This window comes from Thalassobacillus sp. B23F22_16 (assembly GCF_043496955.1).
GTDB classification, from domain to species: domain Bacteria; phylum Bacillota; class Bacilli; order Bacillales; family Halobacillaceae; genus Thalassobacillus; species Thalassobacillus devorans_A.
Genome location: NZ_JBIEKD010000017.1, coordinates 39,899 through 57,314 on the forward strand (window position 1 = coordinate 39,899; position 17,416 = coordinate 57,314).

General features: G+C 44.5%; 16 protein-coding genes and 2 riboswitches. Of the genes, 12 read left to right on the forward strand and 4 right to left on the reverse strand.

Translation table 11 applies throughout. The features are described from left to right. The 4 genes from ACGTNI_RS13780 to ACGTNI_RS13795 are packed head-to-tail and all read left to right on the forward strand — an operon-like array spanning position 1 to position 3,251. Complete coding sequence (locus tag ACGTNI_RS13780; RefSeq protein ID WP_394463346.1) at positions 1-1,269, forward strand: ammonium transporter; 1,269 nt, start codon at positions 1-3, stop codon at positions 1,267-1,269. A gap of 3 nt (positions 1,270-1,272) precedes the next feature. Beyond that, positions 1,273-2,277 (forward strand): DUF294 nucleotidyltransferase-like domain-containing protein, encoded by a 1,005-nt coding sequence (locus tag ACGTNI_RS13785; protein ID WP_394463348.1) that lies wholly within the window; start codon positions 1,273-1,275, stop codon positions 2,275-2,277. Further along, the gene (locus ACGTNI_RS13790; RefSeq protein WP_085505251.1) at positions 2,268-2,990 is read left to right on the forward strand and encodes an exonuclease domain-containing protein; all 723 of its coding nucleotides are present in this window, start codon (positions 2,268-2,270) and stop codon (positions 2,988-2,990) included. Before ACGTNI_RS13785 ends, ACGTNI_RS13790 begins: the two co-directional genes overlap by 10 nt. A 15-nt stretch (positions 2,991-3,005) precedes the next feature. Next, complete coding sequence (locus ACGTNI_RS13795; RefSeq protein ID WP_394463350.1) at positions 3,006-3,251, forward strand: MerR family transcriptional regulator; 246 nt, start codon at positions 3,006-3,008, stop codon at positions 3,249-3,251. Between the two features lie 180 nt (positions 3,252-3,431). Here ACGTNI_RS13795 and ACGTNI_RS13800 read toward each other — a convergent pair whose 3' ends face one another. Then, the gene (locus ACGTNI_RS13800; protein WP_085505253.1) at positions 3,432-3,854 is read right to left on the reverse strand and encodes a hypothetical protein; all 423 of its coding nucleotides are present in this window, start codon (positions 3,852-3,854) and stop codon (positions 3,432-3,434) included. 240 nt (positions 3,855-4,094) lie between these two features. Between ACGTNI_RS13800 and ACGTNI_RS13805 the strand changes: the two genes are divergently transcribed. The 3 genes from ACGTNI_RS13805 to ACGTNI_RS13815 all read left to right on the forward strand — a co-directional run bounded on the left by ACGTNI_RS13805 (position 4,095) and on the right by ACGTNI_RS13815 (position 6,930). Then, positions 4,095-5,633: a BCCT family transporter gene (locus ACGTNI_RS13805; protein ID WP_394463353.1), complete on the forward strand. Its 1,539-nt coding sequence runs from the start codon at positions 4,095-4,097 to the stop codon at positions 5,631-5,633. 190 nt (positions 5,634-5,823) lie between these two features. Next, entirely contained in the window at positions 5,824-6,039 is a 216-nt protein-coding gene (locus tag ACGTNI_RS13810; RefSeq protein WP_062440227.1) for a DUF2187 family protein, read from the forward strand. 126 nt (positions 6,040-6,165) lie between these two features. Further along, a complete protein-coding gene (locus ACGTNI_RS13815) occupies positions 6,166-6,930 on the forward strand; it encodes an STAS domain-containing protein (protein WP_394463355.1) in 765 nt (254 codons plus the stop codon). A gap of 279 nt (positions 6,931-7,209) precedes the next feature. Here ACGTNI_RS13815 and ACGTNI_RS13820 read toward each other — a convergent pair whose 3' ends face one another. The 3 genes from ACGTNI_RS13820 to ACGTNI_RS13830 form a co-directional block, all read right to left on the reverse strand. Continuing rightward, a complete protein-coding gene (locus tag ACGTNI_RS13820; protein ID WP_394463357.1) occupies positions 7,210-8,412 on the reverse strand; it encodes an MFS transporter in 1,203 nt (400 codons plus the stop codon). A gap of 6 nt (positions 8,413-8,418) precedes the next feature. Then, positions 8,419-8,844 (reverse strand): MarR family winged helix-turn-helix transcriptional regulator, encoded by a 426-nt coding sequence (locus ACGTNI_RS13825; RefSeq protein ID WP_394463359.1) that lies wholly within the window; start codon positions 8,842-8,844, stop codon positions 8,419-8,421. Positions 8,845-8,961: 117 nt separating this feature from the next. Continuing rightward, on the reverse strand, positions 8,962-9,105 hold the full coding sequence (locus tag ACGTNI_RS13830; protein WP_394463361.1) for a hypothetical protein: 144 nt from the start codon (positions 9,103-9,105) through the stop codon (positions 8,962-8,964). A 344-nt stretch (positions 9,106-9,449) separates the two neighbouring features. Here ACGTNI_RS13830 and ACGTNI_RS13835 point away from each other — a divergent pair, with 344 nt between their 5' ends. The 5 genes from ACGTNI_RS13835 to ACGTNI_RS13855 all read left to right on the forward strand — a co-directional run bounded on the left by ACGTNI_RS13835 (position 9,450) and on the right by ACGTNI_RS13855 (position 17,378). Further along, positions 9,450-10,415, forward strand: a complete 966-nt coding sequence (locus ACGTNI_RS13835; protein ID WP_085505258.1) for an AAA family ATPase — start codon at positions 9,450-9,452, stop codon at positions 10,413-10,415. Continuing rightward, entirely contained in the window at positions 10,412-11,677 is a 1,266-nt protein-coding gene (locus tag ACGTNI_RS13840; RefSeq protein ID WP_394463364.1) for a DUF58 domain-containing protein, read from the forward strand. Before ACGTNI_RS13835 ends, ACGTNI_RS13840 begins: the two co-directional genes overlap by 4 nt. Next, entirely contained in the window at positions 11,674-13,884 is a 2,211-nt protein-coding gene (locus tag ACGTNI_RS13845) for a DUF4129 domain-containing transglutaminase family protein (RefSeq protein WP_394463366.1), read from the forward strand. The genes ACGTNI_RS13840 and ACGTNI_RS13845 overlap by 4 nt, the downstream gene beginning before the upstream one ends. Positions 13,885-13,915: 31 nt before the next feature. Continuing rightward, a riboswitch (purine riboswitch) is annotated at positions 13,916-14,017 on the forward strand. Positions 14,018-14,201: 184 nt separating this feature from the next. Beyond that, positions 14,202-15,743, forward strand: coding sequence for a glutamine-hydrolyzing GMP synthase (gene guaA / locus ACGTNI_RS13850; RefSeq protein ID WP_394463368.1), 1,542 nt, complete (start codon positions 14,202-14,204; stop codon positions 15,741-15,743). A gap of 80 nt (positions 15,744-15,823) precedes the next feature. Continuing rightward, a riboswitch (purine riboswitch) is annotated at positions 15,824-15,925 on the forward strand. A gap of 118 nt (positions 15,926-16,043) precedes the next feature. Further along, positions 16,044-17,378 carry an NCS2 family permease gene (locus ACGTNI_RS13855; RefSeq protein ID WP_085505262.1) on the forward strand — a complete coding sequence of 445 codons (1,335 nt, stop codon included), beginning with the start codon at positions 16,044-16,046 and terminating at the stop codon, positions 17,376-17,378. Positions 17,379-17,416 lie beyond the last annotated feature (38 nt).

A 17,416-nucleotide genomic window follows, 5' to 3' on the forward strand; every position in this document is an offset into this window, starting at 1 on the left:
ATGGAAACAGTTTTGATGGATAATTTATGGGTGATTATCGGTACATTTTTAGTATTTCTTATGCTGGGAGGATTCATTTTGCTGGAGGCCGGATCTACCCGGATGAAAAACGCCGGCCACATTGCTGGTAAAACCATTTTCACCGCTGGAATCGGATCATTAATGTTTTGGGCAATCGGATGGGGGTTCATTTACGGAGAAGGAAATGGCTTTATAGGGCTATCCGATTTCTTCTATGGTGATGCTTCCTTCAGTGGCGAAGGGCTATCTCCAGCAGTAGATTTTATGTTCCAGATGATGTTTGCACTAGTGGCGATGACGATTGCGTTCGGTGGATTTGCAGAACGCGCGAAATTATCAGCTTATGTGATTTTTGCCGTACTATTTGCGGCGGTCATCTATCCGGTTGTAGCTCATTGGATCTGGGGCGGCGGCTGGTTAGCTGACCACGGGAAGCAGGACTTTGCTGGTTCAACAGTAGTTCACCTGACGGGGGCAATGGCAGCTCTTGCCGCAACCATTGTTTTGAAACCGCGTATTGGTAAGTATAACAAAGATGGGTCTTCCAATGATCTTGCCGGTCACAACCAGGTATATACAGCGCTTGGCGTATTACTATTATGGGGAGGCTGGTTCGGTTTTAATGGGGCGAGTACATTTGAAGTAGCAGATGCATTCTTTGGGTTTGTCATGCTTAATACACAATTAGCAGCTGCGGCTGGTGCCGTTTCGGCGATGCTGGTTGCCTATGTATGGACTGGTAAAGCGGACGTTCCGACGACATTAAATGGCGCGTTAGCAGGACTTGTTGCCATAACGGCTCCTGCCGGTTTTGTTGCACCATGGGCAGCGGTGATCATCGGTCTTATAGGCGGGGTGATTGTCGTCTATAGTATGAATTTGTTTGATCGAGCGAAAATTGATGATCCGATTTTTGCTTTATCCGTCCACGGGACCGTTGGTGTCTGGGGAACGCTTGCTAATGGATTATTCGCCGTCCCTGCCTTCTCGACAGAAATCGGCTGGGGGCAAGCCGGATTATTCTATGGCGGTGGTTTTACTCAATTAGGCGTGCAGACGGTGGGTGTTGTGGCAAGTGGTCTATACGCTTTCGTTGTAGCATTTATTATCTTGAAGGTAATGGATAAAGTGATAGGCGGGATTCGTGTATCGGAAGAAGAAGAGATTGTTGGTCTGGACTTGAGTGAACATGGAGGCTACGGCTATCCGGAAAACATTCCTCATCCGGAAGAACAAAGGGGCGCATAACCAATGAAACGATTAGTTGAAACAGGGGGGTCTACCTTGAATAGCTACGGAGAAATCAGAGATTGGCGGAAAACCTATATAAAAGATGTTTCAACTGATCATGACAAGCTGAATAGTTTTCACGATGAAGTTATCACAGCAACAGTGGAATGTGCTATGGCCAACGTGCAAAGTGAGCGGGGGGATCCTCCTGCTCCCTTTGCCTTCTTTTTGATGGGAAGTGCCGGACGGTTTGAACAGTCGGTGTATAGTGATCAGGACCATGGGATTATTTTTGATGGAAGGCAGGAGTTCGAAGACTATTTTTTAGCTTTAGGAAAGGAAATTGCAGATGGCTTGGAAGTGGTCGGGTACCAGCTTTGTGACGGCAAGGTAATGGCGTCTAATCCGTTATGGTGCCAATCCCTTCACAGCTGGAATCAGCAGGTGAACGTTTGGCTGACAGAAGCAGACTGGACATCGCTGCGTCACTTTTCTACTTTTTTTGATTCCAGGGTATTGATTGGTGAAGATCGTTTTCTTGAAGAAATCAAACAGGAAGCTTTGACAATTATTCATTCCCGCCCGGAATTATTTGTTCGATTAGTAGAAAATGTAGATTTCATTAAAAAAGGCGTCGGTGTTTTTGGCCAATTGCTTCCAGGGGCGCATAGGGAGCAATCGGGTAAAATTCATGTGAAGCAGACCGCTTTCTTTCCTTATGTCAATGCCATGAGGCTGCTCGCCTTCAAAGAAGGCATATTGGCTCCTTCTACGTTAACGCGATTCAAAAAAATAAAACCTGAGTATCCATCGATGCATCGCTTTGAGGGCTATTTTATTGAGCTATTGGATTTTCGACTTCGTTTTCAGCAAGACGTAGCAAGCTATGAAGAAGCACACCTGATTGCTATGGAACAGTTGACGAAAGAGGATAAGAAGGAGCTTAAATTATTTATGAAGAAAGGCTATGAGCTTTTTTCTGATACAAAGAAAATGATAGATAATGAGTGTTCCGCATGGTCATGAATCACATGCTGCAATTCATCAGACAAGTGTCAGGCCGTCTTTATCCGGAAGCTTCTGCCTCCGTAGCCGACCCTGGACAGCTAGCCTATATCAGGAACCTTCATCGAGAGATAAAAAAGCAGGATGTACTGAATACCCCATTTGATGATTTAAGTGTCGTTGTTTTTGATATTGAAACGACCGGGTTTTACCCTTATAAGGGAGATCGTATCTTGTCAATTGGGGCAGTGAAGGTACAAGGTGAGCGAATGTTAGAAGAGACGTTTTATTCCGCCATTCATAATGACTCCGAGCCTTCCGAAGAAATTCAAGAACTGACAGGCATGACGATAGAAGAGTTGAAAGGAGCGCCTTTGCTGCCGGACGTGTTGAAAAAATTCTATCAATTTGTGGAAAGTGATACGCTCGTCGCTCATCATTCCAGCCATGAGAAGCAGTTCATGAAGCATGCGAACTGGACCGCTTTGAGATCCGATTTTCAGCATCGCATCATTGATACATCCTTTCTAACAAAGATTGTGCACCCTGATTCTGATTTATTTTCCCTTGATGATTATTGTGAACACTATGGTATTTGCAATCATCAAAGACACCATGCCTTGTATGATGCACTTGCAACCGCGCATTTATGGACGGAAAGCATTCGCCATATCAAAAGGTTAGGCTACGACCACTTGAACGATGTGTATGCCCATATTGCCAAATTAAAATGAGGGAGGGGAGGGGATGTGAGTGATGAAATTCCTCATCATGTCCAGACGTTTCCAATCAGTGTGGTGAAGAATGCTACGCAATTAACGGCAAGGCAAATGCGTTATTACGAAGAGCATGGATTAATCAACCCGAATCGAAATGATGGCAATCAGCGTGTATACTCGCTGAACGACATTCATCAGTTGAAAGAAGTGAAACTGCTTATCGAACAGGGAGTCAATATTGCCGGTATTAAAAAGTTAATGAAGAAAGAATTTTGATATAAAAGGCCTCTCAAATCCGATCGGGTGCTGAGAGGCTTTTTTAATGGTCTAGGAAATTATAAAATTTTCTTGTTGTGGATAACTTTACGTGGTGGATCCCATCCAGCTCCAGCGCCTACCCCCTCGAGGTCTTAAGCTTGTCGGGGGTGAGCAAGGCGCTTGCGCTTTTGTTCTGGTTTATAAACCTTTGATCAGCCTTGCATCTAGTTCTCTGACTTTATCATAGGAATCAAGCAATTCTTCAGGTGCCAATGTTCTGCCATATTCCCACGCGTTTGTTTCAATTTCATTCTTCAATGCTTCGACTTCCTCATCTTCCCCATACATCAGTGTCCGTATGTCATGCTTATGTTTTTTAAACGTCAGATAATAGCCGAGTTCGTGATAGAGCATAATTTTCACTAAATTTTCATCGGATTCTTTAATCTTCATTTTACTGATATACCCATTCACTTCCAGATAATTGAATGTAAGCGTATTGGTCGATACGTTGAAACTCATGGGTGCTGAGAGCCGGTTGTTCGCTTCCGAGTGGATGTCTAATTGGTTTTCATTTTTGGTCTGCTCGATGATGGTTTCAATATCCCAAATATATAACATCAGCCAGATCACAATCCTTTGTCCAGGTATTTTTTTCCGTCTTGTTGGATCGTTAGTTTTATTTAATCAAAATTAGCTAGGTTTGCAAAGCTATTAGACTGTTTTTCTTCTAATTTTTGGAGTGGAAATATGGAATTAAATAGAAAAGCCACTTATTTCGAATTTCGTTATAATTTATAGTTTTGGGGTAATAGGAAAGGGGAACCATTACGAGGCGAGAGAAAAATAGAGGAGGATTCGATGAATAAAAAGAAGCTGATTGACTACTCGATATTTGTACCATCCTTATTAATTATCATAGCGATCAGTATTCCATTTGCCTTATATGAAAAAGAGTCCTTGGAACTACTAAATGCTATCTTTGATTATATTGTAGAAGTGTTCAGCTGGGGGTATCTCTGGTATGGCATCATTCTGGTTGTCGCAGGACTTTATCTATCTTTTTCAAAATATGGACAAGTGGTACTGGGAGATCCGAACGAAAAACCACGGTTCAGCCTGTTTGAATATGCGTCTATTTTGATAGCGATGGGTGTAGGTTCCACTATTATGCGGACGGGGATGCTGCAATGGACGTCTGTAGCAAACGACCCGCCTGCTGGTGTGGACCCTGGCTCAGCAGAAGCGCTGCTATGGGGTAACTCCTACAGTATGTTTTTGTGGGGCTTCCAGGTGTTTGCAATATTCGTTATGGCCGCTCCGGCGATGGCTTATATCCTGCACGTAAAGAAGCGTCCACTGATGCGGATTTCTGAGGCTTGCCGGGATATTTTCGGTGATAAGTTTACGGACGGTATCGGCGGTAAATTTCTTGATATCTTATTTCTGATCAGTATTTTGGCTGGTGCTGCCGTAACATTAGGGCTGGGCGCACCAATCATTACCCATAATTTATCCAGCCTGCTTAATATGGATGTTACGTTTACGATGACGATCATAGTCACTATCATTTGGGTATTCCTGTTCTCACTAAGTGCCTACTTAGGAATTGAGAAGGGGATTAAACGATTGAGTACCTGGAATATGTGGTTAGCCGGTCTGTTTGCTATTTTTATTTTGATAGCTGGTCCGGGCGTATTTATCCTGAATTACTTCTCGGATAGTCTTAATTTTCTATTATCCAACTATCTGAACTTTTCTTTGAACACAGAATCCGTGTATGAAGGTTCTGCTTCTCACGTTCAGAGTAACACCGTCTTCTGGTTTGCTTACAGTGCGACATGGGCGATGCTCCATAGTGTCTTCGCTGCTAAGATTTCCAGGGGCCGTACCATTAAAGAAATGATTTTGACATACTTGTTGGCACCTACCTTGATCTCCTGGATTGCTACCGGTGTACTGGGTGGTCTCGGGGTCAACAGATATTTAGAAGGCGACCTGGGTATTCTGGAGTTTGTCGAGAATGAAGAAAGGATGGCGGCAATCCCGGAAATACTGAGCACACTGCCATTAGGTAGTATGGCGATTGTCATCTTTATTGTCGTGGCACTTATCTTCCTGACGACCACGCTGGACTCCACCACCTATACGGTCGCGGCTTATACCAGTACCAGGGATATGAGTAAGTTCGAACCTCCGAAAACACTGCGTATCATCATAGCAGCAGTTATTACCGGGCTTGCGCTTGTCCTGATGCGTATTGGCGGACTTGCTCCACTTGAGGTCATTTCCGGTCTGATGGGGCTCCCAATCATTGCCCTGCAATTCCTTCTCATCTATGCAGCGATACGGATGATCAATAAAGACCAGGCCTGGAAGCATAATATACGAAAAACATAAAACTTATATAAAAATCTCTCATCCATTCGCAGGTGAGAGATTTTTATATAAATTAGAGTGGTGTCCGTTTGGGGTTGAAGTTTATTCTGCTGCAATAACCCCCGACATATCAAAAAGATGGAAATTTTCTATAAATTTGTTATAATGTCAGAAAACATCATACTCATTATTGATGGAAAGGATGTTAGCTATGGAAACCCCAGAAGGCCACGAAGCAAATATTGGAGATATAATTTCATTTAAATTGAATGGTGTTGACGCAAAAGGGAAGGTAGTTACATCTTCCTGCCAGCGTTGTGTTATGGTGGACCTTAGTGTGATGGAGAACCTGGAAGATACAGGGTTCGAGCATACCCATACCGTAGTAGGTCCGGGAAAATACAAAGTAATTGAATCTTCGAAATAATAACACCTATAATCTATAGTAAGAAGTCTGACTCAGTCCTGTGCTGGGTTCAGGCTTTTTCTTATGAAAGGTTGCCTGAGTGCTATAAAATTATGACATAAACATAAAGTAGGATAGGTGAAATAAATGAGTTTTGTTGGTGAAATCCCCGGAAATCTATCATTGTTGGATACTTTAAACAGTATTGGAGAAAATGTTTTAATTGCAGATACAAATTACGATGTGAAGTGGATGAATGACAATGCGGTAAAGCTGTTCACTGCAATCGCGCCGTTGTTTAACTTGGATGGTGCTGAAGATTTTATCGGAATGAATATGGATCATTTTCACAGAAACCCGGCGTATCAGCAGGAGAAAATGGCGAACTTGACTGAGACGCATCGCGCCCGTATCAATATCCGTAATCAATTTGTCGCAGATATTGTCATTACGCCTGTTCAGGATGAAGCAGGTAACGTGGACGGTTATGTGGTCATGTTGATGGATGTGACGACAAAAGCGGAAGAGGAAAAAAGGAAAGATAAGCTGATTGAGGAGCTATCGACGCCACTGATCAAGATTTGGGATAAAACCATAGCAGTGCCATTAATCGGTACTTTTGATAGAGAACGTTCGGAACGCTTGACTTCATTTGTTTTGAAAGAATGTGCATCTGGGGATATCGAACATGCTTTAATCGATTTAAGCGGTATTCACACGTTTGATGAAGGCATCAGCCACCAGGTACAGCAGTTGACGGAAACCTTGACGCTGGTAGGAACGGAGTGTATTCTTGTTGGAATTACGCCTCAGCTGGCCATGAGTTTTGAGTATCTGGATAGTGAACTTGCCACCTTCCGCAATGCCCATGCCGGGCTGGAACATATTATTGAAAAATCAAAGCGGACCTGAGTTCGCGGTTGCATTATAAAAAGCATTGACGTAGTCCCACTTGGATAGGCGACCCGTCAATGCTTTTTCTATGAGTTGCAAATTTTACCGGACATTCCTGAGGCATGCTGGAAAGCTTAACTATTTACTGGACATTTCTATTAGCTTAGTAGACACTTTTAAGATTATAGTAGACAATCTCGGAAGTTCTCTAGACGTTTTTCTGGATTATTTAGACATGATTCGTGGTTATTGGACACGTGCCTCATTTATTAGAAAACCAGTTCAATAAATGCGGGATTATACTGGGTGGTCCTTAGCTGCATATTTGGGCTGACGCTTGGCCTGGTACGTATAGAAAAGGCCGATTAACACGAGTACGACGACAGCGCTGATAAGATATAATTGCTGGAATCCTGCTTTTGCTACCACTAATCCCCAAATGAAGGAGCCGGCAGCGATTCCGGTATCATAGAACATGAAGAAGGTAGCGGTCGAGTGTCCGCTTCGGGCAATTGGTGCTGATTGGACAGCCATAGTCTGGAAGCCTGGCAGAAGTGTCCCATAGCCGAGCCCGATAATAGCTGCGGAAACGAGCAGCATCCAGGCCGTACTAGTAAAACTGATAAACACCAGTCCGAAAGCGAAGATGAATAGACACGGGATAATGACAAACTTCGGTCCCTTGATGTCATAGGCCCTTCCTAAATATGGACGCGAGAGCAGCATGGCCATCGCGAAAACGAGGAAGAAATAACTGGCAGCCGATGATAGCCCAATTGTATTAGCATAAACGGACAGGAAGGAAAGGATGCTCGAATAAGATAATGCAGCCAGGCTGCTGATCAAGGCGATCGGCACTGCCTTTGTCTCGATCAAATCATGCAGAGATAATTTAAACGTGCCCGTTTTCCGGACCGCTTCGGTTGCTTGTGGTACCTTAACCAGAAAAGCAGATAGAGCTCCGCTGATCATAAATACACTTAACAGTATAAAAAGAACCTGGAATGGGGCGAACTGTAGTACCGAAAGGCCGATGAATGGGCCGACTACGACCGCTAGGTTCATAGCCATAGCGAAATATCCGATACCTTCACCACGGCGTGACTCGGGGACGACGTCAGCGGCAATTGCTCCGCTCACCGTCGTGAACAGGCCGAATGACAGGCCGTGAAACAGTCGCAGCCATAATAAAGGTATAAAATCCTTAATTCCTATATAAAGGAAGGTGGTCATTGTAAACACCATGATGCTGACGAATAATGTCTTCCTTTTGCCGATTACATCTATTAGTTTCCCTGAAAAAGGCCGGATGAGAATAGCTGCTGCTAACATGGCAGTGACCGTCAAGCCGCCCTGGGCTTCTGTTCCATTCAAATCCTGAATGACATAAATGGGTAGGGTGGTCAAAAGGGCGTAAAAAGCCAGAAAGACCGTGAATTGTGTCAACGAGATACTGATGAAACTCTTCGTCCAAATCGGTTCTCGCTTGCTTTGTTCCATGATGCATTACTCTCCTTCAGTGGCACCTAATTTCCTTAGTAGATGTTGTAAATGTTGGATTTCCTCGCTGGAAAGCGGGTGTGCCATTTCCTTTTCAACTTGATCGACCGCTTCATTGACAGCTGTAAACTTTTGTTTAGCGGCGTCCGTCATTTCGATGACGCGTTCCCGTTTATCCTCGCCTTGTTTCCTTTTAATCCAGCCGTTCTTTTCCATTCGCGATAACGTGCGAGTGACCGTAGGGGCTTCTACGTTCAAATACTTCCATATTGCTGTTTGCGTCATCGGGCCGAATTGATCCAGACAAAAAATAATGGACCATTGGGAGTGGTATAACCCATGGTCGCTCAATACGTTGTTCACTTCTTTTGTAATTAGTCTCACCCGTTGGTTCAATAAATGAAATAATTCGCGGGTTTCGGAATTAGTCAATGGATTCACCTCAATTATTTACCTAGCTAAGTAATTCATTGATTTAGTTTAACGCTTTTCATAAAAAATGTAAACAAAAAGAGAAGCTTCTCTTGTGAAAAAGAAGCTTCTCTGGCGTCACTTAAATAACTTGCGCATAATTTTTCCGGTCGCTTTTCCTGCTGTCCTTCTTCCGACTCTGCGGCCGATTTTTCCTTTCCGGACCGCATCGACATCGTTCCAAATCCGCAGTACTTTATAAATCGTGGATTTTACACTCACCAAGTTCTCTCCTTTCTGAATAGCGGAATTACGTATACTCTGATTACCCTAATAATATAACGGATGGCTTTGTTTTGAAAAGGTTATAAAAAATGGCAGCGCGTTAAGTTAGAAGAGTGCTGTGTCAGGACAGAATCTCACATTCTAATAAATAAAATAATAACAATATTATCCTGTTCTCTCCTTTTGAAGCAAATCAATAGAAGAATCCTTCTGTTATAAGGTATTTTGATAGATCGACATTCGAGTGGTGCTTTTTGTCCCATGAGTCAGGATATAGTATAGTTGAAATATACGGAAAATTTAAATTTCCAGGAGTTATAGAAGGTGAGAGGAGTCGACAAATGACCCAGCAACTGTCCTTATACGAACCAAAAATATCAGAAGTGATGAAAAATGTGAATAAAGTAATGGTAGGAAAAGAGGAGGTCACTCTCCTTAGTATGGTAGCGCTGTTGGCGAAGGGCCATGTCCTGTTGGAAGACGTGCCGGGGGTCGGTAAGACGATGCTGGTACGGGCGATTGCAAAATCACTGGATTGTGAATTTAAGCGGATTCAGTTTACACCTGATTTACTGCCATCTGATGTGACGGGTGTTTCTATTTATAACCCGAAAGAAATGGCGTTTGAATTCCGGCCGGGACCGATTTTAGGAAATGTCGTTCTGGCTGATGAGATCAATCGGACTTCACCGAAGACTCAGTCTGCCCTGCTGGAAGGTATGGAAGAGTCCAGCATAACGGTCGAAGGTTCGCCGGTACCATTGAAAGAACCATTCTTTGTCATGGCTACGCAGAATCCGATTGAATATGAAGGTACTTATCCATTGCCGGAAGCGCAGTTGGACCGGTTCCTGCTGAAATTGAATATGGGCTATCCGACTGCTCAGGAGGAACGTGAAATGCTGAGCCGTACGTCCGGGGACCATCCGTTAACAAAAATCCGGGCTGTGATGACAAAAGACGAACTTCTCGATATTCAAAACAGTGTGAAAGAGGTTTACGTCGATGATACGATCCGTCATTATATCGTGGATGTTGTGACAGCGACGCGGGACCATGATGGTGTCTACCTTGGAGTCAGCCCTCGTGGATCAATTGCCTTGATGAGAGCTGCGAAAGCTTTTGCGTTCATTCAGGATAGGGATTATGTCATTCCCGATGATATTAAATACTTAGCACCATTCGTCATGCCGCACCGGATCATTTTGACCTCTGAAGCGAAATTTGAAGGATATACAGCAGAGAGGATTACTGAAGAGATTCTGGAGCAGATTGCGATCCCGGTGCAAAGGAACAGGCATGAATGAAACGCCGGGTAAGCTTTGCGCTTAAATTATCGTTGATTGTGCTGCTGTTCGCAGTGATTTTTTCTTATGCCATGTTTCAGGGAGGCTTTGTCAGCTGGTTTTTGTTTGCTGCGCTTCTCCCCATTCTGATCTATATGCTGCTGCTTCTGCTCTATCCGCTTGATAATTGGAAAGCTTCCCGGCAGTTATCCAAACGGATTGTGCAAGCGGGAGAATCTGTGGATGTCGAAGTCACGTTGAAACGGCGGATGCCTTTCCCGCTTTTTTATTGTGTACTTGAAGAATATTTTCCTGTGTCATTAGCCAAAAGAGATACACACCTGGAGAAGTTCAAGTGGATGAACAACCCCGAGAACATGCAGATGGAAAGAGTGATGAAACGAGTCGCTTTTCCTTGGTTTCAACGCTCCATCCATTACCGCTATGAACTCGATCATATCCCGCGAGGGGAACATCATTTACGGGCGTTACGAATCAGAACAGGAGATTTTTTTGGATTTATTAAAAAAGAGCATGTGTTCGAATTGGATAACCTATTGGTAGCCTATCCTTATCGCCGCCAGCTGCAATTCAAAGAGCAGGCGTACAGCTATCAGCAGGGAGCCAGTCCCTCGTTATCTCTCAGCGATAATAATACAAGCATTGTCGCTGGTATTCGGGAATATATGCCTGGCGACCGTCTGCAGTGGATTGATTGGAAGGCGACAGCTCGTAAAGATGCGATTATGACGAAAGAGTTCGAGCAGGAGAAAAGCATCGATATGCTGGTGGTACTTGATGCCGGCAGCCATGCCTCGCGGAATATGATCGCTTTTGAAGGTGCTGTCGAATTGGCGGATTCGCTGCTGGCCAAGCTGCAAAAGAAATCATCGCAATTAATGCTGAAAACGTTGGCGGATCGTACGGCTTCATTTTCATTCCAGCTGAACAAAGCGCAGATGGATAATATCCGGCGGCACCTTTCCACCATCATGCCAGCGGAAAATCAAACATTTTCCAAACAATTAGCCCAGGAACAGCACAAGCTTCCGGCAGGGCTGATTACGATGGTAGTGACAACGAGCATGGATGAAGGTGTACTGGAAGCGCTCGTTCAAATGCAGCATAAAGCGAAGCGGGTGATTTTATTTTTCATTGCTCCTTCCACCCAGTTGACACCCGAAGTCAGGAAGTTGTTAAATCAGTTGGATTACCGGGGGGTCATGGTGAACGTATTGACAGAAGCCGAGCTGAGTAAGAAAGAATTCGAGGTGAAGGCATGAGAGGAGAAAACCAACAACAATTTTATTATCAGCTGATTCTCTACATTTGTGGGTTTCTGTTGTTTTGGGAATGGATGAGGCCGTTAGAGAAAGTTACGGATACGCAGAACATTACGGTTTTCATTATTTTTGCAGCCTTCAGCTTCTTCATATCTTTTTTACAGGTCAGCTGGTGGCTGTCGATGCCTTTAAAGCTGCTGGGACTTGTTTTTATTTTGGATGGACTGTTCCTTTATGAGCGATTATTTAGTAAAGAATGGTTCCTGATTATTTATCAGCAGTTCGCTTATAATATCGATCTCATTTTGAACCAGCAATGGGGAGACATGACGGCGTTCTTCCGGAGCTTCTTATTCCTTGTTCTGCTTTGGCTGATGAGCTACCTGCTGTATTTCTGGTTTGTCATTGCCAAACGTATTTTTCTGTTTGTACTCATGACATTCTTTGTCATCACGATCATGGATACCTTTACGGAATACAACGGGCAGTGGGCAATCGTCCGAACTTTCATTATTGCTATGATCGCTCTTGGGGTATCCAGTTTTTCGAGAGAAATGGAAAAAGAGGGGATTTCTTTCGGAGGTATGAAACGTCTTCACCGTTGGATTCTTCCGATGGCGGCAATCGTCTTGTTTTCGACCGCAGTCGGATATGCTTCTCCGAAGCCCGGGCCGCAATGGGCGGATCCTGTCCCATATATTGAAAGTGCAGTAGGTAACTCTGGCGGTAACGGACCAGGCGGTGGAAGCATTCAGAAGATCGGCTATGGTGAAAATGACTCCGAGCTTGGCGGTGCGTTCATGCGGGACGACACACCGGTTTTTCGGGTGGCAGCCAAGAAAGAAAGGTATTGGAGAGTAGAATCGAAGAATCATTATACCGGAAAGGGATGGGAGGATACCCTGGAAGAGGATATCAGGGTCGCTAATGGGGGCGATCTGGGAATCAGGACCTTTACCGATGAAGTAGAGACGGAAGAGCAATACTCGCTTGTCAATTTCAATGATGACGTGCGACTGAATAAACTGGTTTATCCGTATGGTGCAGCAGAGGTTGTATCTTATCCTGAGCAGTTTCAATTTCTTGTTCATCAGCCGACGGGCGAAGTAGAAACGCAAGTTAACCAGAAAGCCCGTCAAATCCCCGGCTACCGGATGCAAATCGACGTCCCTTCCTATGAATATGATCAACTACGAGAAGCGGGCGAGGACGACCCCCGGGAAATCCGTGATGAATACTTGCAGCTTCCTGATGATTTGCCAGGAAGAGTGGGAAATTTGACCGAGCAGATTATTAAAGATGAAGACAATCGTTATGATCGGGTAAAAGAAGTGGAGAATTACTTTTCAACGAGCGGTTTTGAATACAATACCGAAGACGTAGCTGTTCCAGGAGAGAGCGATGACTATGTCGATCAGTTCTTGTTCGAAACGCAGCAAGGATACTGTGATAACTTCTCGACCTCGATGGTAGTCATGCTTCGTTCTGTCGGCATTCCGGCTCGTTGGGTAAAAGGATTTACCGGAGGCGAATTGGAAGATACGGATATCGAACTGGAGGACGGGGACACCTATAACTTATACCAGGTGACAAATAACAATGCCCATTCCTGGGTGGAAGTACATTTTCCTGGAATCGGCTGGGTACCATTTGAGCCCACCAAAGGTTTCTCCAACCCGACAGACTTTTATGTAGATACGGACGATCTGGACAGCAGTTCTGATGAAGATAATTCCGAAGAAACAGACACGCCAGACACGGAATCTCCTAATCAGCAGCAGGAAATAGAGGAAGATTTTGATTCTGATGAAAGTGGCGCTGCTGCTTCGGAAGAGGGAGGTAACTTCTGGAATTATATTGGCTTAACTGCAGCCTTGGCAGGAATAGCTATTGTTTTGTACGTGACCCGATTCCGTTGGATGTCCGCCTTTTTGAAAAGGCGATACAAGCAAAGTGAAGATCCGGCTACTTATCAGAACGCCTACCATTATCTGTTGAAAGTTCTTGATAATAAAGGGCTGAAGCGGAAGCCGAACCAGACACTGCGGGAATATGCCAATGATGTGGACAGGCATTTCCAGACCAATGATATGAAAGTATTGACCCATCATTATGAACGGATGTTATACAGAAATGACCAGAAATCCGATCAATGGAGAAAGGTCACAGAATTATGGGAAAATTTAATCAACAAGGCATTGTCTTGATTCTTGCCATGTGGGTTGATAGAATTAATGAAAATTACACATGCTGCACCTTCATATATCCTCGATAATAGGGTTCGAGAGTCTCTACCGGGATGCCGTAAATATCCTGACTATGAAGGCAGATTTCCTTTTTTTTCAGTGGACTTCTGCCTTCCTGTGTTCAGGGGCAGAAGTCTATTTTATTACGGTGAGAAATTATAATTTCTGTATAAGCATGAAAGTGTAACAGAGACGAGGACTTTCGCCATAAGTGATGGCGGTGATCCGGGTGTTTCTAACATTACAAGGTTAAGCTTTGTGAAAAGGGAGCTGAAGATATGAAACAGTTCGATGATTTTATTCTAGTATTGGATTTCGGAAGTCAATACAACCAGCTGATTACAAGGCGGATCAGGGAGTTCGGTGTTTACAGTGAATTGCATTCCCATAAATTGACCGCTGATGAAGTGAAAGCGATGAATCCAACGGGAATCATCCTTTCAGGCGGACCGAACAGTGTCTATGGGGAAAATAGTTTTCGCTGCGACGAAGAGATTTTTGAACTGGGCATTCCTGTTCTTGGGATTTGTTATGGCATGCAGCTGATGACGCACCATTTTGGTGGTACGGTAGAACGTGCCAATGAACGAGAATATGGAAAAGCTGCGATTACGTTGAAAGAGCATGAACCTGTGCTGTTCAAAGATACCCCTCTTGTCCAAACAGTATGGATGAGTCACAGCGATAAGGTGATCGAATCTCCGCCAGGGTTCTCCACTGATGCTACCAGTCCTTCCTGTCCGGTAGCTGCAATCAGTGACGATGAACGGAAAATGTATGGCGTGCAGTTTCACCCGGAAGTACGCCATTCCGAATATGGCGATAACCTTTTGAAACAATTCGTGTTCGATGTTTGTAATTCTAAAGGCGACTGGACGATGGAAAACTTCATCGATATGGAAGTAGAAAAGATTCGTGAGCAAGTTGGTGACCAGAAGGTACTATGTGCACTAAGCGGTGGGGTCGATTCCTCTGTAGTGGCTGCCTTGATCAATAAGGCTATTGGTGACCAGCTGACGTGTATCTTTGTCGATCATGGACTCTTGCGGGAAGGGGAAGCCGACAGTGTCATGACCACCTTCCGTGATGGCTTCAACATGAACGTCATTAAAGTGGATGCCAAAGAGCGGTTCATGAGTAAACTGGCTGGCGTTTCTGATCCGGAGCAAAAGCGGAAAATCATCGGTAATGAATTCATTTATGTGTTTGATGATGAAGCAGCTAAGCTGAAGGATACTCACTTCCTTGCGCAAGGTACGCTTTATACGGATATTATCGAGAGTGGCACCGATACCGCACAGACGATTAAATCCCATCATAATGTTGGCGGGCTCCCTGAGGATATGCAGTTCGAATTGATCGAGCCATTGAATACGTTGTTCAAAGACGAAGTGCGTGTTCTAGGTTCAGAGCTGGGGGTTTCTGATGAAATCGTTTGGAGACAGCCGTTCCCCGGGCCAGGTCTGGCTATCCGTGTCCTGGGGGAAGTGACTGAGGAAAAGTTAAAGATTGTCCGTGAATCTGATGCTATCCTCCGTGAAGAAATCAGCAACGCGGGTCTTGATCGTGACATTTGGCAATACTTCACGGTACTGCCTAATTTCCGGTCTGTTGGTGTCATGGGAGATACACGTACCTATGATCATACCATCGGCATCCGGGCTGTCACTTCTGTTGATGGGATGACATCTGACTGGGCGCGCATTCCCTGGGATGTTCTGGAGAAGATTTCCACCCGTTGTGTCAATGAGGTCGAACATATCAACCGCGTCGTTTATGACATTACGAGCAAGCCGCCTGCTACGATTGAATGGGAATAAACGAACATTACCAAAATTTTAATATTAAATGTTCGTCTTTTTGATTGACAATTGTGAGGAAGGCTCGTACGATATAAGAGAAATAAATATAGTGATACCGTCGTATAAATTCGGGGATATGGCCCGAACGTTTCTACCAGGCTGCCGTAAATGGCCTGACTACGTTGGTGGATTGGACAGGCAGGGGAGATGTATATCTTTCTGCATGTTCGAATTCCCCGCGTCAGTTCAGCACTCCTGGAGAAATCCATGGAGTGCTTTTTTAATTACGACTGTTAAATATAGAGGGGGAGAATCACCATGAAGAAGTTTTTTAGATTTGAAGAATTGGGTACGAACTACCGTACCGAATTCATGGCGGGGATGACAACATTCCTGGCTATGGCTTATATTTTATTCGTTAACCCGGCTACTTTGGCCCTTGTAGGGGTTGAAGAGCTCCCAGAAGGCGTGACCCGTATTGACCAGGGAGCCGTATTTACTGCAACTGCGATAGCGGCTGCTATCGGTACATTAATTATGGGTGTGTTCGCACGTTACCCGATCGCTTTGGCTCCGGGTATGGGGCTGAATGCTTTCTTCGCTTACACGGTTGTTCTGGGGTATGGAATCCCATGGGAAACCGCGCTTGCCGGGGTGTTGGCATCTGGACTTATTTTTATCGTTTTAACGCTGACAGGACTTCGTGAACGAATCATTAATGCTATTCCAGCCAATTTGAAAATGGCTGTCGGAGCTGGTATCGGGTTGTTCATCGCCTTCATCGGTTTTCAGAGTTCCGGAATCATTCAGGCTAATGAAGCCACACTGGTCGAGCTGGGCGACTTGACCTCGCCGACTGTTCTGCTTGCTATCTTTGGGATTGTCGCATCGGTTATTCTGTTGTCACTGGGTATCAAAGGCGGAATATTTTACGGTATGATTCTGACGGCAATTGCTGGCATGGTCGTTGGGTTGATTGATCCTCCAAAAGGAGCCGGCGATGTTGTAGGCAGTGTACCAAGTGTCGCGCCTACTTTCGGACAGGCATTCATTCATTTTGGAGATATTTTCACCATAGAGATGCTCGTTGTTATTTTGACATTCTTGTTTGTCGACTTCTTTGATACTGCTGGTACATTGGTTGCTGTATCCACTCAGGCAGGTTTCATGAAAGATAATAAACTGCCACGAGCAGGTCGTGCGTTGTTATCTGACTCTGCTGCTACTGTGGTTGGGGCCGCGGTAGGAACATCGACTACTACTTCTTATATTGAATCGACAGCGGGTGTAGGCGCCGGCGGACGAACTGGTTTCACTTCCGTTGTAACGGCCGGCTTCTTCTTATTAGCGTTATGGTTCTCACCGCTGCTTGGAGTTGTGACGGCTGAAGTCACCGCTCCAGCATTGATTATTGTTGGTGTGTTGATGGCATCTTCTTTGAAAAATGTCGACTGGGATCAATTCGAAATTGCAGTTCCCGCCTTTTTCACTATTATCGCCATGCCACTGACGTATAGCATTGCAACAGGAATTGCTCTAGGTTTCATTTTCTATCCGATTACCATGATCATGAAAGGGCGAATCAAAGAAATCCACCCGATTATGTATCTGCTATTTGTGATTTTCATTCTTTACTTTATTTTCTTGTCATAAAGGTGATACCAAAATAACCAATGCTGCAACTTGGTCAG